14 protein-coding genes and 1 pseudogene are annotated in these 16,088 nt (G+C 49.6%); 2 read left to right on the forward strand and 13 right to left on the reverse strand.

Going from position 1 to position 16,088, the window contains the following annotated elements; translation table 11 throughout:
- Positions 1-29 precede the first annotated feature (29 nt).
- The 12 genes and pseudogenes from sigK to I8U23_RS05155 all read right to left on the reverse strand — a co-directional run bounded on the left by sigK (position 30) and on the right by I8U23_RS05155 (position 10,351).
- Positions 30-743, reverse strand: a complete 714-nt coding sequence (sigK, locus tag I8U23_RS05100) for an RNA polymerase sporulation sigma factor SigK (RefSeq protein ID WP_198050805.1) — start codon at positions 741-743, stop codon at positions 30-32.
- 268 nt (positions 744-1,011) lie between these two features.
- Positions 1,012-1,159 (reverse strand): annotated as a pseudogene (locus tag I8U23_RS05105) (4-hydroxyphenylacetate 3-hydroxylase C-terminal domain-containing protein); the annotation flags it as partial.
- 71 nt (positions 1,160-1,230) lie between these two features.
- The gene (locus I8U23_RS05110) at positions 1,231-2,415 is read right to left on the reverse strand and encodes an acyl-CoA dehydrogenase family protein (RefSeq protein ID WP_198050806.1); all 1,185 of its coding nucleotides are present in this window, start codon (positions 2,413-2,415) and stop codon (positions 1,231-1,233) included.
- Between the two features lie 24 nt (positions 2,416-2,439).
- Positions 2,440-3,516 (reverse strand): dimethylsulfone monooxygenase SfnG, encoded by a 1,077-nt coding sequence (sfnG, locus tag I8U23_RS05115; RefSeq protein WP_198050807.1) that lies wholly within the window; start codon positions 3,514-3,516, stop codon positions 2,440-2,442.
- A 17-nt stretch (positions 3,517-3,533) separates the two neighbouring features.
- Positions 3,534-3,845 (reverse strand): hypothetical protein, encoded by a 312-nt coding sequence (locus I8U23_RS05120; protein WP_138614897.1) that lies wholly within the window; start codon positions 3,843-3,845, stop codon positions 3,534-3,536.
- Positions 3,842-4,435, reverse strand: a complete 594-nt coding sequence (ssuE, locus tag I8U23_RS05125) for an NADPH-dependent FMN reductase (RefSeq protein ID WP_198050808.1) — start codon at positions 4,433-4,435, stop codon at positions 3,842-3,844. The genes I8U23_RS05120 and ssuE overlap by 4 nt, the downstream gene beginning before the upstream one ends.
- A 289-nt stretch (positions 4,436-4,724) precedes the next feature.
- Positions 4,725-5,639: a ribose ABC transporter substrate-binding protein RbsB gene (gene rbsB, locus I8U23_RS05130; protein ID WP_037994667.1), complete on the reverse strand. Its 915-nt coding sequence runs from the start codon at positions 5,637-5,639 to the stop codon at positions 4,725-4,727.
- A gap of 14 nt (positions 5,640-5,653) precedes the next feature.
- Positions 5,654-6,598 (reverse strand): ABC transporter permease subunit, encoded by a 945-nt coding sequence (locus tag I8U23_RS05135; RefSeq protein ID WP_037994670.1) that lies wholly within the window; start codon positions 6,596-6,598, stop codon positions 5,654-5,656.
- Complete coding sequence (locus I8U23_RS05140; protein ID WP_049720387.1) at positions 6,582-8,081, reverse strand: sugar ABC transporter ATP-binding protein; 1,500 nt, start codon at positions 8,079-8,081, stop codon at positions 6,582-6,584. The genes I8U23_RS05135 and I8U23_RS05140 overlap by 17 nt, the downstream gene beginning before the upstream one ends.
- A 16-nt stretch (positions 8,082-8,097) precedes the next feature.
- Entirely contained in the window at positions 8,098-8,490 is a 393-nt protein-coding gene (gene rbsD / locus I8U23_RS05145; RefSeq protein WP_049720388.1) for a D-ribose pyranase, read from the reverse strand.
- Complete coding sequence (gene rbsK, locus I8U23_RS05150) at positions 8,487-9,371, reverse strand: ribokinase (RefSeq protein ID WP_049720389.1); 885 nt, start codon at positions 9,369-9,371, stop codon at positions 8,487-8,489. The genes rbsD and rbsK overlap by 4 nt, the downstream gene beginning before the upstream one ends.
- Positions 9,359-10,351, reverse strand: coding sequence for a LacI family DNA-binding transcriptional regulator (locus I8U23_RS05155; protein ID WP_037994678.1), 993 nt, complete (start codon positions 10,349-10,351; stop codon positions 9,359-9,361). The genes rbsK and I8U23_RS05155 overlap by 13 nt, the downstream gene beginning before the upstream one ends.
- A gap of 298 nt (positions 10,352-10,649) precedes the next feature.
- Between I8U23_RS05155 and helD the strand changes: the two genes are divergently transcribed.
- Positions 10,650-13,010 carry an RNA polymerase recycling motor HelD gene (gene helD / locus I8U23_RS05160; protein WP_049720390.1) on the forward strand — a complete coding sequence of 787 codons (2,361 nt, stop codon included), beginning with the start codon at positions 10,650-10,652 and terminating at the stop codon, positions 13,008-13,010.
- A gap of 31 nt (positions 13,011-13,041) precedes the next feature.
- Here the strand turns inward: helD and I8U23_RS05165 are convergent, their stop codons facing one another.
- The gene (locus tag I8U23_RS05165) at positions 13,042-14,877 is read right to left on the reverse strand and encodes a monovalent cation:proton antiporter family protein (RefSeq protein WP_037993240.1); all 1,836 of its coding nucleotides are present in this window, start codon (positions 14,875-14,877) and stop codon (positions 13,042-13,044) included.
- Positions 14,878-15,189: 312 nt separating this feature from the next.
- Between I8U23_RS05165 and purU the strand changes: the two genes are divergently transcribed.
- Positions 15,190-16,077 carry a formyltetrahydrofolate deformylase gene (purU, locus tag I8U23_RS05170; protein ID WP_037993241.1) on the forward strand — a complete coding sequence of 296 codons (888 nt, stop codon included), beginning with the start codon at positions 15,190-15,192 and terminating at the stop codon, positions 16,075-16,077.
- The last annotated feature ends 11 nt before the right edge of the window (positions 16,078-16,088 follow it).

A 16,088-nucleotide genomic window follows, 5' to 3' on the forward strand; every position in this document is an offset into this window, starting at 1 on the left:
GGGCAAGATCTGCTTTTTCTTCCATCTTTTTATCTTGATTCCAGCTTCCGGTCATTGCGGTAAAACTCATGAAACAGCTTGATCAACGCCCTTTTTTCAATCCGGGAAACATAAGAACGGGAAATCCCCAGCTCCTTTGCAATTTCCCGCTGCGTCTTCTCTCTTTCTCCCCCGAGCCCGAATCGCGCCCGGATCACCTCTTGTTCCCGGTCATCCAATATATGGATGTGCTGATAAATATTGCGCCGCTCAATCTGCATCTCCACTTGTTTGACCACGTCATCCGCTCTCGTTCCGAGAATGTCGATCAAGGTGATTTCATTTCCTTCTTTGTCTGTGCCTATGGGGTCATGCAGGGAAACATCTTTCCGGGATTTTTTTAATGAACGCAAATACATCAGGATTTCATTTTCCACACACCGTGCCGCATACGTCGCCAATTTTGTCCCTTTTCCCATCTGGTACGATTCAATCGCTTTAATCAAACCGATCGTGCCGATCGAGATCAAATCTTCATTGTCTTCTCCCGTATTTTCAAACTTTTTCACAATATGTGCAACCAGACGCAGGTTATGCTCAATCAGCTTATTGCGCGCTTTGGTGTCTCCCCGGGCCATCGCTTTTAATGCTTTTTCCTCTTCTTCCGATGAAAGCGGATGGGGAAAGGCATTGTTTTTAATGTACGAGACAAACGCAATGAGCTCTTTCACCATAAAAGCCATCGCCGTCAACATACCGGGCAATCTGCGACACCTCCATCCCACTGGTCAAAAACCCATTCATCTTCACCATATGCCCGACCGGGGCCGGGGGTGAATTTTATTTTTCAATCCATCCCTTTTATATATATGCAGCATGGGCTTGGTTAAGCAGGAAGAGGAAAAAACCGAAAAAAACAGGAGACAAAAATCTCCTGTTTTTTTCAAACCGCCTGATTTGACCGGACTTACGGCCCGCCACTCCTTTTGATTGCTGCCAATTGCCACACCGGATCGATCAAGCGTTTTTATTTTATTCCAAGTATCGCCGGTCATACATCCGCACGGGATCCCCGGTGGAAACGTTCATAAAGCTCTTGTCTGGAACCCAACGGACTGCCGATCAAGTCCCAAGCCGATTTGAACAGCCAGATCCGGCTGTCGGCATCAATTTTTCGCCCCGTGATAATATTTGCTTCCCCCAATGGCTGTCGCGAAAAAAGTACCTTCATGATCTGACCGTTTCACGGCTTTATTCTCCTCCTTCATACCACAACTCCAAGGGCAAACCAAGCAGGGATTTTCCGATCCATTCGCGGGCAATATGATTGGACGGGCCCATGACAATGCCAGCGCGGGCGTCCCGGAACAACCGCTCAATTACCCCTTTTTTATACCCGTAACCTCCGCTCACATTCATCGCCGCTTGTGTGGCTCTGCTTGCAACTTCCGCCGCATGGACTTTAAACTCCACCAGCGGGATCAAAAGCTCTGCTTGCGGCCGTCCTTCCGCCTGAAGGGCATCCAGCTCACAGGCCAAATAATTTTGCCAATGTTTGAGGCTTTCAAGCAAGATTTTCACTTTCGCCAATTCCTGCCGGATCACCTGATAATCGGCCAACCGCTTATTAAAATCCCGATGGATGGTCCCTTTGGCATACTGAACGGCTTCTTCGAGTGCTGCTTCCGCCACCCCGACCCAGGCCGATCCCAAACCGATCAGGTAGACAGGCGACACACCGTTTTCAACGATTTCTTTTCCTTGGCCTTCTTCCCCCAAGCGGTCCCGGGCATGCACTCTTACGTTTTCATACCGAATGGGACCGCTGTGGTTTCCCCTGACTCCCAATGCGTCCCAATGCCCCGGTCGGATCCCCGGCTTTTTCCCGTCGATGATGAAAAAACTGATGTCCGTCGGTTTGCGGGCGCCGGGGGACCTGGTTTGAAAAACATAAAAATCGGCTTGTCCGGCACTGGTCGTAAACGATTTTTCCGCATTCAAAATATATTCGTCGCCGTCCCGTCCGGCCTCGCTCAAGTTGAACCACCAATGACCGCCGGTGGCTTTTTCGCTCGTGGAATAAGTTCCGATCAATCCGTGTCGAACCGGTTCGAGCCAGCGGCGCTTTTGATCGTCATTTCCATACAGATGAATCGTTTGTGCAGCGCCCACATGCATCACGTAAACCAAGGCGGTGGAAGCGCACCCTTTGGCAATTTCCGCGGCGGCGATGGAAAAGGCCACATGGTTCAGGCCCAATCCACCCCATTTTTCAGGGATGAGCACTCCGTTCCACCCGTGTTTGGCCAACGCTTGCAAATTCTCCCTTGGAAACACACCTTCCCGGTCAATTTGTTCCGCCCGCGGTCTCACCACGGTTTCCACGATCTCCCGCACTTCGTCCCGGTATCTTTTTTCATCGGCCGCCTTGCTCATGTTTCATTCTCCCCCTTTTGGTGGTCAGTCTGTCACCGGTTGTTCCAAAAGCCGTTCTCTTTCGCGCACCAGCGGAATCACTTTTTCGCCGAATAACGCCAAATCTTCCTCATAATGCAGAAACCCGGTCAAGATCAGGTCCACCCCGGCTTTTTTCAACGCAATGATCCGGTCGGCCACCTGCTCAGGCGTTCCGATCAATCCCGTCTTAAACCCTTCATTATACTGAACCAGATCCTCAAAACCGGAATTGGCCCACATCCCTTCTCTTTCCGGAGACGCTTTGCCGGCGAAACGGACCTGATCCCGGAACCCTTCCACCACCTTCGGATCGGCATGGGTCACGATCTCACGCAGCACTTGCTTTGCTTCTTCTTCGGTGTCCCGGACGATGACAAACCCGTTCACGCCAAATTGAACCTTCCTCCCTTCCAAGGCCGCCAATTCCTTCACTTCATCAATCTGTTTCCGGATCCCCTCCAAGGTGTTCCCGTTCATGAAATACCAATCGGAAACCCGCGCCGCCATTTGCTTGGCCGCTTTGGAATTCCCCCCTTGAAAAACGGGCGGCAAAGTGGCGGGCTTGGGTTTGAGCGGCGCTTGCCAGATGCGGTAAAAAGCTCCCGTGAAGGTGGTTTCTTCCTGCGTCCACATGCTTCGGAGCACCCTGATGAACTCTTCGGACCGGCGATACCGCTCATCATGGTCCAGCCAGGGTTGCCCGTATTTGTGGAATTCATCTTTAAACCAACCGCTTACAATGTTCACCGCGGCCCGCCCGTTGCTGATCTGATCCAAGGTGGCGATCATTTTCGCCACCACGCCCGGGTGCCACAAGCCCGGCAGAATTGCCGGAATGAGACGAATCTTTTGGGTGACGGCCGCCAATGCCGCCGCCAACGTGATCGCTTCCAATTGATTCTCCGCACCATAACTGCCCACAAAACGGGTTTGCAACAACGCGTAATCAAATCCGCCCTGTTCGGCAATCCGGGCATACCGCAAATTGGCTTCAAAAGACCAATCCGTTTTTTGCGGGATGTCTGAAATCACCAATCCGCCGCTTACATTGGGAACCCAATAAGCAAACTTTAATGCCATCGCTTCTTCACCTCATTTCAACAAATTGGAAACGAATCGCGAAGATATTGATGGAGTGTGGCCATCAGCATGCCTTTTCCGAATTTGACCCGGTCCTTCTCCCGGCATTTTCCGGACTGATAAACCTCGTCCAAAAACGAGACGATGGTGTTGCGGCGGGTCACGATGTCTTTCAAACCAAACCGGTACAGCGCATCATCAATCGTGTTGTAAATCCCCCGGTTGATGCCGTATTGCCGGCGGCACCAGGCGGCAAACCGGTAATCCGGTTGATGCACGAGATGCGTCCTGGCCGGCGCCGGGGGGATTTTGGCAGATTGTATTTTCAATTTCCCGCGACCCCCCTGTTCACTCCGGACAAAAGGCGGTTTTTCTTGTTTTTGCCTGAATGCCACAAAACCTCTTCGATCAATTCCCGGAGAGCATCATTAAACCGCCGTTTCACTTCCCCGTCCAACACCAATTGCCCCTGGCTGTCCCGTTGCACCTGGGAATCGATGACGTAAACGCCGGCCAAAATGTGCCGCGCTCCCAATACGGACAACACCGGTTTCAGAGCATAATCGATGGCCAATAAATGATTGATGGTTCCGCCGATAAAAACGGGAAGAATGACTTTTTCAGCAAGCCCTTTTTGCGGCAACAAATCAAGATAGGTCTTGAGAATACCGGTATAGGAAGCTTTATAAACCGGACTCGCAATGATGACGGCATCCGCGTTTTCCACCCGGCGGTTGGCCTCTTGAATGGCGGGATGTTCGAAATCAGCCGTAATGAGTGCCTCCGCCGGCAGATCCGAAACGCGGATCACCCCGACTTTCAGTCCTTTTTCCTGCAAATGGGTTTGGGCATAATCAACCATCCCGTTCAGCCTTGACGTGCGCGACGGACTTCCGGAGACAATCAACACATTGGGCATAAAGCATCTCCTCTCTGTGGCATGGAATAAAAAAGGGCACCCCGCCTGCGTGTACCCTCGCAAGCAAAGGTGCCTTCAGTTGACTGATCGGCAATGGAAACCCTGATATACACTCACAATTCCGATTTGATTAATCAAGTTTAATATAGCATACCCTCCGCCGGAAGTAAAGAGAAAATGAAGAACATTTCCGCTTTGTCCCGGACAAAAAAGAACCGCCTCCCACGAGGCGGTTCAATCGGTTCACCGCTTTCCGGACGCATCCGGCGAGGCGGCTTTTCCAACGTTTCTATTGGACCAATTTCAAAGGAACGGAAATTTTCTTGTCCACCTTTTCCCCTTTCAATATTTTTGAAGCCGCCACCACCGCTTCTTTTCCGATCAATTCAGGCTGTTGGGCAATGGTGGCGCCGAGCCTTCCATCTTGGACGGCTTTGATGGCATCATCATTTCCGTCAAAACCAACCACCAAAATGTCTCTTCCCGAACTGTTGATGGCTTCAATGGCTCCCAGCGCCATTTCGTCGTTTTGGGCGAACACGGCATCAATCTCTTTATGGCCCTGCAGCAGGTTTTCCATGACATTCAACCCCTGGGTCCGGTCGAAATTGGCCGTTTGCCGGGCGATTACATTCAAATCCCGGTCTGCGACGGAACGGAATCCTTGTCCCCGTTCACGCGCTGCCGAAGCCCCCGGTGTTCCTTGCAATTCGACAACTTTGGCATCTTTGCCCAATTGACCAATGATAAATTCCGCCGCCATTTTTCCTCCTTCGATATTGTCAGAAGCGATAAAGGAAGCCACCTCTCCCTGATCAGCCGTCCGGTCCAGCGTGATGACCGGAATGCCAATGTGGTTGGCATTTTGCACCGCCGTCGATACAGCGGAAGAATCCGTCGGGTTGATCAAGAGAATATCCACGCCTTGTTGGATTAAATCCTCAATGTCATTGATTTGTTTGGCAGTGTCATCTTGCGCATCAACGGTGATCACTTCCATGTTTTTGCTTTTCGCTTCCTTTAAGACCCCCTCTTTCAGCGAAACAAAAAACGGGTTGTCCAACGTGGAAACGCTCAAGCCGATTTTCACGTCGGCCAGATCTTTCTTTTTGGCAGGTTTGGCCCATTCCGGCGGTTCCAAGGAACAAGCCGATAAAATGAAAATGAGAGAACACATCAACAGAAGATGAACCAGCTTCTTCATCACCGACACCCTCCTCATGATTTTTTCCGGTCAATCAAAACGGCGATCAGGATGACAATTCCTTTGACCACCTGTTGGTAGAAGGAAGAAACCCCGAGCAAATTGAGGCCGTTGTTCAAAGTCCCGATAATGAGGGCACCCACCAACGTCCCGAAAATTCTTCCTTTCCCGCCGGCCAGACTGGTTCCGCCCAAAACCACCGCGGCAATGGCATCCATCTCGTAAGCCGTACCGGCCGTCGGTTGGGCGGAATTCAAGCGGGAAGTCAGGATGGCTCCGGATATCGCCGCCATCATTCCGGCCAAGCTGTAAATCAAGCATTTCACCTGGTCTACTTTAATGCCGGAAACAAACGCCGCCGTTTCATTCCCGCCGATGGCATATGTTTTTCTTCCGAATGACGTTTTGTGAAGGATAAACCACAGAATGAAAAACGTGATCAGCATGGTGACGGCCGGAACCGGAATACCGAAGAAATATCCGCGGCCGAACAATTGAAAACTATAATGATCCCCCAGACCGGTGATCGGATTTCCGTCGGTATAAACCAGCGTCAATCCCCGGTAAATGGTCATGGTGGCCAGCGTGGCAATAAAAGGCGCCACTTTTCCTTTGGTGATCAAAAGCCCGTTGACCGCCCCCATCAAGGCCCCGAGAAGCGCAGTGATGCATATGGACAGGATTGGATCCACGCCGGATACGATCATGCCCGCCATCAACGCACTGGACAAAGCCAGGATGGAACCGACCGATAAATCAATGCCGCCGGTTAAAATGACAAACGTCATACCAAAAGCAATGAGTGCATTAATCGAAATTTGTCTGAGCAAATTCAATAAGTTCAGCGGTTCGATAAATGACGGGTTTAAAACGGCCACCACCGCAAACAACAAAACAAACGCCAAAAAAGGTCCCAATTTTTGTATGAGGCCGGCACTTTTTTTACTGATCTGTTCCATGTTGATCCCCCCCTGTTGCCAAAACCATGATTTTTTCCTGTGTGGCTTCTTCCCGTTTCAATTCCCCGGCCAGTCTGCCCTCGTGAATAACCAGAATCCGGTCGCTCATTCCCAAAACCTCCGGCAACTCGGAAGAGATCATCACGATGGCCATTCCTCTTTCCGTCAGTTCATTCATGAGATGGTAAATCTCTTTTTTCGCCCCGACATCGATTCCGCGTGTCGGTTCATCCAAGATGAGAACTTTCGGAGCCGTCCCGATCCATTTGGCAAGCACCACTTTCTGCTGATTTCCCCCGGACAGGTTTCCGGCAAGTTCATCCAACGACGTGGTTTTCACTTTCAATCGCTCCACCATCATTTGGACAAACGTCTCTTCATCTTTGGTTTTCATCCATCCGTGGGGCGCAAAGCTTTTCAGATTGGCCAGGCTCATGTTTTCCTTGATCGAAAAGTCCAACAGCAACCCCTCATCCTTGCGGTTTTCCGTAATAAAACCGATGCCATGGGAAACGGCGTCACCGGGATGCTTGATGCGGACCTTTTGGCCGTCGATCAAAATTTCGCCTTCATCATACGCGTCAATCCCGAAAATCGCTCTCATGATCTCCGTCCTTCCCGATCCCATCAAACCGGCAATCCCCAGGATTTCGCCGGAACGCACCGAAAAGCTGATGTCCCCGAACACGTCCGATCGCGTGAGATGGCGCACTTCCAGAACGACTTTCCCCGGTTGGGCCTTTCTTTCCGGAAACCATTCATCCAATTCCCGGCCCACCATTTTTCTCACGACTTCCTGCGAGTCAGTCTCTTGAACCGGCTTGGTATCGACCGTTTTCCCGTCCCTCATCACCGTGATCCGGTCGCAGATGGTGAAAATCTCTTCCATCCGGTGAGAGATATAAACAATGGAAACTCCGTCATCTTTCAACGACCGCATCACCTGAAACAAGGACTCGATTTCCCGGTCCGTCAATGCCGATGTCGGCTCATCCATGATGATGACCTCGGCATCCGTCAGCAAAGCTTTGGCGATTTCAATCATTTGTTGCTCCCCGACCGAACACTTTCCGGCCTCTTGGTGAAAAGGAAGCGAGATTCCCAAACGGTCAAACACCTTTTTTGCCAGCGCTTTCATTTCTTCCGTTTTCAAAATCCCCAGCTTGTTGGTGATTTCCCTGCCGATGAACAAATTTTCCAAAACGGTCATGTCCGGCCAGATATTTAATTCCTGATGAATAAAAGCAATCCCGTCATCTTCGGCTTCTTTGGGATTTTGGAACTGTTTTTCCTCGCCGTTGATCAGAATGCGGCCCCTATCTTGCTTGTGAAGTCCCGTTAAAATATTCATCAGGGTCGATTTGCCGGCACCGTTTTCCCCCATCAAGGCATGCACTTCTCCCGGAAGGAGAGTGAAACGGACTCCTTCCAGGACTTTGTTCGCGCCAAAGGATTTATAAATATCTAGCATTTCAATTTGCATCATGCATCCCCCCTTGTCAGAAAAAGACCCCTGCCTGCAAAATGCAATTGGAATAAGGCGTGGCTTCCCCTGTCCGGATGACGGCTTTGGCCTGCCTTGTCATCTGCTTGAATTCTTCATGCGGGACATAACTGATTTGATCCGGAAATTCGCTGGTCAAAAACGCATGTTGCTTTGCATTTTCGGCGACGATTTCTTCTGCAGCGAACACTTTCTCCACCACCATGTCCCCGTGAACCGCTTTCACGACGGCTTCAAACGACGGATTTCCCACCGTGACGGCCAGATCGATTTTGGGAACGCCGGCGGGCACCGGCAGTCCCGCATCGGCAATCACAATCCGGTCCGTATGCCCCAAATCGGACAGAATCTTGGAAATGGCGCTGTTGATGATTCCGGTTTTTTTCATCCTTCCCGACTCCTTTTCACTTCTTCTGCCGTCGGCATCCCACCCTGTGCACCAAATTTCGTCACAGACAATGCGGCGGCATGGTTGGCGAATTCAAGGGATTCATAAACGGATTTTCCCCCGGCAATTTGAACCGCAAATGCGGCATTAAAGGTATCCCCGGCACCGGTTGTATCCACCACCGGCACGCTGATTCCCGGAACCAGCCATTCTTTCTCCCCGTCAAAAAAGCGTGCCCCTTCTTTCCCTTCCGTGATGATCAATTTGTTCGGATATCTTTTTAGCACTTCGGAACGGTCTTCCCCGTCAAACAAAAGCTTGAATTCATGTTCATTGGGAGTGATGAATGAAGCCTTCGCGATCAATTCCCGGCTGACGGGCCGTGCCGGTGCGGGATTGAGCAAAAGCGGAACCCCCAGCTTGTCGCAAAGCTCAGCCGCAAATTCCACCGTCTCCATCGGAATTTCCAACTGAACCAGCACGACATCCGCTTCACGAATCACAGATTCGGCTTTTTTCACATATTCCGGTGTGGTATGGTCATTCGCGCCTTTGACGACAACAATGCTGTTATCCCCTTCCGCCAAGGTGATATGTGCGGTTCCCGACCGGGTATGTGTAACCGGTTCCATATATTTCGTATTGACCCCGTTGGTTTTCAAATTCTCCAGGATGATCTCGCCGAAGTCGTCGTCCCCGACCCGCCCGATCATGGTCACATCGGCTCCGAGCCGTGCCGCGGCCACCGCCTGGTTGGCTCCCTTTCCGCCGGGAACGGTTTCAAACGAATTCCCCAATACCGTTTCGCCGGCTTGCGGACGCTTGTCCGCACTCACCACCAAGTCAATGGACGAACTGCCGATCACTGCTATTTTTGCCACGTTCCATCCCCTGCCTTTCTGGTTGTCTCTCTTTCCACAAAAGATACAGGCAATATGATTTGCTTTTTCTTGATATCCGCTTGACGGATTCTCTCCAACAACAGTTTGGCCGCTTCCTTTCCCATTTCATAGGCGGGCTGTTGAATGGTGGATAAAGCGGGAAACAGAAATTTGCTCATCGGAATGTCGTCAAAACCGATGATTTGCATCTCCTCCGGGATCTTCCTGCCCCGTCGCAACGCCTCCCGCAACACGGCCGAGGCCACAATGTCATTGACGGCGATCACCCCGTCCGTGTCCGGATACAATTCAAACAGTTTCCCGGCGGTTTCCAAAGCCCCGTCAAAAGAAAAAGAAGTGTTTAACACCTGAAACTGCACTTGGGATTTCCCGAGAACTTCCAGCGCCGCAAAAAATCTTTCATACGCGGTCCGCACATGTTTCGGGCCCCGAAGCAACGTGATATTGCGGCTGCCCCGGTCCAGCAGGATTTGCGCAGCCAGCCGCCCTCCTTCCTTTTGATCGGAACATACAAACGGAAAGTCATGATGAATCCGGTCCAGCAAGACAACGGGAATATTTAATTTTTCCCATTGCGATACTTCTTCACTGCTGGTGCTGATCACGCCAAGCACATTATGTTGGGTGAACGTTTCAATGTAACGGACTTCCTTTTCTGCATCCTCATCACTGTTTCCGATAATCAAGCGGTATCCGTTTTGTTGCAGAACATCTTCGACTCCCCGGGCAATTTCCGGAAAAAAGGGGTTGGTGATATCCGGAATGATCAACCCGATCAGCTTCGACTTTTGGAAATATAAAGAACGGGCCACTTCATTCGGCAAATAATTCAATTTCGAAATGGCGGCTTCCACCAATTTTCTGGTCTCCTCCTGAACATACCCGTTCCGGTTGATCACCCGGGAAACGGTCGCCACCGACACCCCCGCTTCTTTCGCCACATCTTTGATCGTCGCCATTACTCCCACCATTTTTCTTTTTTGATGTGTAACCGTTTACATCATTATGTCACAAAAATGTTTAATTCACAAGATAAATCTTTTTTCTCTGTTCAAATTAAAAAAACATGCCAAAAGGCCGGCTTTTGCCATCAGCCGGCCGTTATCACCAATATTTTCCATTTGCAATCCAAAAAAGAACCCGGTAAAATGAATGTTACCTCCATGCACATTATATTCGAAAGAACATAATTACTCCATAATAATTATAAAACATAATTCACCCCCTTGTCAATCTTTTTTTGAAAGGAGCGGAAGCATGGAAAATTCCAAACGGATCTGGCAGGAAGAGCAAGAACGTGTCGACCGGGTGATCGATGAAATCGACGGACGCCTTTCTTCGCTCGAACAGCAAGCAAACCAAGTCAAATCAGACATTGTGGATATACGCAAAAACTTTTGGGAAGATGTGCGGATCAATTTTGCCGACGAGATCGAAACAACCGAAACCGTGGTCAGCATCAAGCAACAAGCCGAAGTTTTGGCGGAAAGAGAGCGCCGCCACCGAACCGCGCAAAAACAAGTGCAACTCTTAAAGAAAATGAAATCCTCCCCCTACTTCGGACGGATTGATTTTACCGAACACGGGGAAGAAAAAGAATCGATTTATCTGGGAATCGCCTCGCTGGTCGATGAGCAAACGAATGAGTTTCTCATTTATGACTGGCGCGCCCCCGTCTGCAGCCTGTATTATGATTACCCGCCGGGGCCTGCACGGTATGAAACGCCGGGCGGAACGGTCGAAGGATTCATCGGTCTGAAGCGCCAATTCCTGATAAAAAACGGAATCATTGAAAGCTTGTTTGACACCGGGATCACCATTGGCGATCAACTGTTGCAGGAAGTGCTCGGAAAAAGATCCGACTCCCAAATGAAAAGCATCGTGGCCACCATTCAACAAGAACAAAACCGCATCATCCGTAATGAAAAAAGCCGGCTGGTCATCGTTCAAGGGGCGGCCGGGAGCGGAAAAACTTCGGCCGCGTTGCAACGGGTCGCCTATCTCCTTTACCGGTACCGGAATTCATTGAAAGCCGAAAATATCCTTTTGTTTTCCCCCAATCCGATGTTTAACCGGTATGTCTCCACGGTTCTTCCCGAACTGGGGGAGGAAAACATGCAACAAACCACTTTTCAGGAGCTGTTGGAACATCAATTGAAAAATCTATTGAAAGTGGAAAATCCGTTTTCACAAATTGAATATACCTTGACGAACCATCAGGAAGACGGGTATGAGGCAAGGATTGACGGCATCCGCTACAAAGCCTCCCGGGCATACATCCGGTTGCTGGACCTTTACCTGTCTTATCTCGGGCAACATGGCGCGTTAGTCTTCCGGGACATTCCGTTCCGTGGCGGCACGATCATTCCGGCCGGGGAAATCAAAGCCCATTTTGCTTCCCTGGATTCGTCCCTTCCGCTCACCCACCGGATCTCCCTGGTCAAAGACCGGCTGATGGCAGAACTGAAAAAGCGGGCCCGGGAAGAAGTCAAAAAAGACTGGGTGGATGAAGAAATCCAGTGGTTGAATCCGGCCGATTACATCCGCGCTGACCAAGCGCTGCAAAAAGACAAACATTTCACTTCCGATACCTTTGACGATCTACAAAGGGAACGGCACTGGCTGGCCAAAAAAGTGGTCCAAAAACACATCAAACCGGCTGTCCGCATGGTCAAAAAACTCGGATTTCTGGACATTCCGGCCATCTACCGGCAACTGTTTGCCGATCCAACCCTGGCCAAAGATGCCCTCGGGGTCACGGATCTGCCGGAAACCTGGCCGGACATCTGCCGGCAAACGGTTGCCAAACTGGAGCAAAAGGAGCTTTTTTACGAAGACGCCACTCCTTTGCTCTATTTGAAAACCCGGCTTGAAGGATTGGAAACCAACCGGTCCATCCGCCATATTTTTATCGATGAAGCGCAGGATTACTCGCCTTTTCAGTTTTTCTTTTTAAAGCGTTTGTTTCCGCGCAGCAAGATGACAATCCTCGGCGATTTCAACCAGGCCGTCTTTTCTCATACCCCGGTTCATCACAATATGGCTGAGTTGTCCTCTCTGTATGGAAAAGAGCAAACCGAATTGGTTGAATTGAAACGAAGTTACCGGTCCACCTTTCCGATCATCGAATTCACCCGTCACCTGGCGGAAAACAAAGAAGCCATCGAGCCCTTTGAACGTCCGGGGAGCAAGCCGACCGTGACCGAAGTGCAAAACCGAAAGGAACTTCACAACCGGATTCTCCACCGCATCGAAACATTGCTAAAAGACGGGCATGAAACGATTGCCGTCATATGCAAAACAGCCGCGGAAAGCCAAAAGGTTTTTGATGCATTGAACAAAGCAACTGCCGAACCGGTTCAACTGATCACGAAAGAATCCGTCGAATTTCACCCGGGCATCCTGGTCATTCCGGTTTATCTCGCCAAAGGCATTGAATTTGATGCCGTGATTCTTTATGACGCTTCCGGGGATCAATATCACCGGGAAAACGAGCGGAAATTATTGTACACCGCCTGCACCCGCGCCATGCATGCTTTGCACCTTTACTGCCTCGGCAAAATGAGTCCGTTTATAAAAGAAGTCCCTGAAGACACCTATCTCCGGGATCATCAATAAAAAAAAGAGCGGGAACATACCCGCTCTTTTTTTATTGGAGCATTTCCCGCAACCGGTGAATGTGATCGGGGCTACCGCTGATAATGAGGCGATCCCCGACTTCCAGCACGGTGTCCCCGTGAGGAAGGATGGCTTCATTTCCCCGCAGGATGCGGATGATCAACGTATCCCCCCAAAAAGTCAGGTCCCGGACCCGTGCCAAATGGTAACGGTGGTTCAACAATTTCACTTCCATCAAATTTCCGTTATCATGGTTCACCAGTTTAAACAGGGTCGGATGTTCAATCAAAATCTTGGTCAACGTTTGATTGGCAAAGAAGGTGGAGATGAGCTGGATTCCCAGATTGTTTAACGACTGTTGCAACTCTTTGCTTTCCACCCGGGCAATGATCCGTTCAACGCCTTGTTTCTTCGCCGCTTTGGCCAACTCCACGTTCCTTTCATCATGCGGCGTGAACAAAACCATGATATCGCATGAAAATCCGTTTTCCTTTTGCAGGTATTCCTCTTCGACCACCGGCAATTGAATGATCGGAAACGGACGCTGTTTTTCTTCCAGATTCGATTTATCCGCTCCGTAAACCTTGACTTCATACCCGTCCCGGTGCAAATCCTGCGCCAGGGTCAATGTCGCGGCATTGATCCCCACCAGCGAAACGGACGGGCGTTCCACCTCATCGACGGCATCCGGCAACAATTGCTGGAATATAATCGGCGGAATGATCACGGTGATGGACGCGGCCAAAATCAACGCCGTGTTCATCGTGTTATTGATGATTCCGAGATCCATCCCGACCGCCGCGGCGGCAATGACCAAACTGATGGTGGATGTCAACAAAATCCCCGAACTGATTGACTCGCGCCAAGAAAACCACTTGCGGAAAATCAAAACCAAAAGTCCTTTGGATAAGATAAAGGCAAGCAAAATGAGCGGAAACATGATCAAAGCACGGGCATCCTGCATCAACGAGACCAGGTCCAGCTTGGCACCCACCATCACAAAGAATATCGGGATTAAAAAGCCAAAACCAAATGCATTCAATTGACTGACAAACTCTTCACGCGGCCCCAACAACGACACAATGACGCCTGCCAAAAAGGCTCCCAAAATATTTTCCGCCCCGACTGTTTCCGATAACGCGACAAAAAACAGGATCAAAGCAAAGACGCCGCGTGTTCCGATGGAAATTGTCTCTTTGGAAATGGATTCGGTCAGCCGAATGGGCTTTAATGCTTGGATAATGCGGTACACCGCAAAGAAAATCACAAAAAATAACAATAACAGCAGCACGCTGAAAAATCCTTTTTCCGACTTCAGCGCCGCATAAACCGCCAACAAAATCATGGTGATAAAGTCCGCAAAAACTGCCGTCACCAAGATTGATTGTCCCAGCGGTTTTTTATTGATCCCTTTATCTTTCACCACCGGCAAAGTGACACTCAATGAGATCGTGGAAATGATCAAAGTGATAAAGTAAGGATCTTTGATAAACCCCGCAACATATAAGATCCAACTGATCACAAAAGACAAGAGAAGGATGCTTATAAAACTGATCAGACCGATCATGAGCGGATTTTCCCGATTCTCTTTCTTTCCGCTTGTCTTACCCGTGTTTAAAATCATATTAAAGTCGATTTCCAGTCCGCTTAAAAACATCAAAAAAATAATTCCAAGCGTGGACAACATTTCCAGCCAGGTGTCCTCAACCACCCATCCCAAGCCGCTTTTTCCCAGGATCAAGCCAACCATGATTTCTGCGACAACGGCCGGAATCGCATTCCATTTTAAACGGTGCAATAAGATCGGAACCAAAAATGCCACGATGACCACAATCATGACTGAAATCAATGAATGATCCACTTCCATATCTTGTCCCCCCATCCATTACGGGTTTCAATTTTCTACCTGTAGACCCTGCCGAAACATGAGAAGTTGCAAAGCACTTTCTTGCTCATCATAATGGTCTTTGAGATCCGTGACAAGTGCCGGGCGATATAATTTTATTTTGTTTCCGCCCGACAAGGCCTCCTTTTTTTACCAACATGCCTTCTCCCCGCTTGGTACACCGGCCAGCGACGGTGAACCGGCATCAACCCTTGCATGGAGATTGAAATTGCTTTCACAAACGTACTATAGTAGGTAAAGAGTGAGTACGGAGCACCAAAGGAGAGAAAAAGGATGAATCAAACGTCGAACAAAACTGCTGTCAATATGAATCAAGGGGCTCTGATCGTTTCCTGCCCTGAAAAGCAAGGAATCATTGCTGCAATCACACAATTTCTTTATGAAAACGGAGCCAACATCTTGCACTCCGATCAATTTTCAACCAATCCGGAAAGCGGACACTTTTTTATGCGGGTCCAGTTTCTGATGGACAACCTGACCGGACGGATTGATGAACTTCGGCAACAATTTTCATTGATTGCAGAGCCGTTTCAGATGGATTGGAAAATCACGCATCCGTCCGAAAGAAAAAAGCTGGCGGTCTTCGTTTCAAAGGAAGACCATTGTCTGCGGGAACTGTTGTGGCGTTGGAGTATCAAAGAATTGAATGCCGATATTGTCATGGTGGTTTCCAATCACCCGGACATGAAATATCTGGTTACACCCCACAACATTCCTTATTATCATGTCCCGGTGACCAAAGAAAACCGTGAAGAAGCCGCAGACATCCATCTGGAACTGCTTCAAAAACACCAAGTGGATACTCTTATCCTTGCTCGTTATATGCAAATTATCCCTGGTAAAATCATCGACCGTTATCCGAATCAAATCATTAACATCCACCACTCGTTTTTGCCGGCCTTTATCGGTGGGAAACCGTATCACCAAGCGTTCAACCGCGGGGTGAAGCTCATCGGGGCCACAGCACACTATGTCACGGAAGATTTGGATGAAGGTCCCATTATCGAACAAGATGTGAGCCGTGTCAATCACCGGCATCAAGTCGCCGATTTAAAACGAATCGGACGCGATCTGGAGCGGATCGTTTTGGCCAGAGCCGTCCAATGGCACATCAATGACCAGATTATCGTTCACAATCACAAAACCATCGTGTTTGAATAAAAAATCCCCTT

It is taken from the genome of Thermoactinomyces sp. CICC 10735, from assembly GCF_016055175.1.
Lineage (GTDB): Bacteria > Bacillota > Bacilli > Thermoactinomycetales > Thermoactinomycetaceae > Thermoactinomyces > Thermoactinomyces vulgaris.

Bases quoted from the DNA above. Each gene is read 5' to 3' on its own strand.
- I8U23_RS05110 (WP_198050806.1), bottom strand. From the start codon at position 2,415: ATGAGCAAGGCGGCCGATGAAAAAAGATACCGGGACGAAGTGCGGGAG.
- sfnG (WP_198050807.1), bottom strand. From the start codon at position 3,516: ATGGCATTAAAGTTTGCTTATTGGGTTCCCAATGTAAGCGGCGGATTG.
- ssuE (WP_198050808.1), bottom strand. From the start codon at position 4,435: ATGCCCAATGTGTTGATTGTCTCCGGAAGTCCGTCGCGCACGTCAAGG.
- rbsB (WP_037994667.1), bottom strand. From the start codon at position 5,639: ATGAAGAAGCTGGTTCATCTTCTGTTGATGTGTTCTCTCATTTTCATT.
- I8U23_RS05135 (WP_037994670.1), bottom strand. From the start codon at position 6,598: ATGGAACAGATCAGTAAAAAAAGTGCCGGCCTCATACAAAAATTGGGA.
- I8U23_RS05140 (WP_049720387.1), bottom strand. From the start codon at position 8,081: ATGCAAATTGAAATGCTAGATATTTATAAATCCTTTGGCGCGAACAAA.
- rbsD (WP_049720388.1), bottom strand. From the start codon at position 8,490: ATGAAAAAAACCGGAATCATCAACAGCGCCATTTCCAAGATTCTGTCC.
- I8U23_RS05155 (WP_037994678.1), bottom strand. From the start codon at position 10,351: ATGGCGACGATCAAAGATGTGGCGAAAGAAGCGGGGGTGTCGGTGGCG.
- helD (WP_049720390.1), top strand. From the start codon at position 10,650: ATGGAAAATTCCAAACGGATCTGGCAGGAAGAGCAAGAACGTGTCGAC.
- I8U23_RS05165 (WP_037993240.1), bottom strand. From the start codon at position 14,877: ATGGAAGTGGATCATTCATTGATTTCAGTCATGATTGTGGTCATCGTG.
- purU (WP_037993241.1), top strand. From the start codon at position 15,190: ATGAATCAAACGTCGAACAAAACTGCTGTCAATATGAATCAAGGGGCT.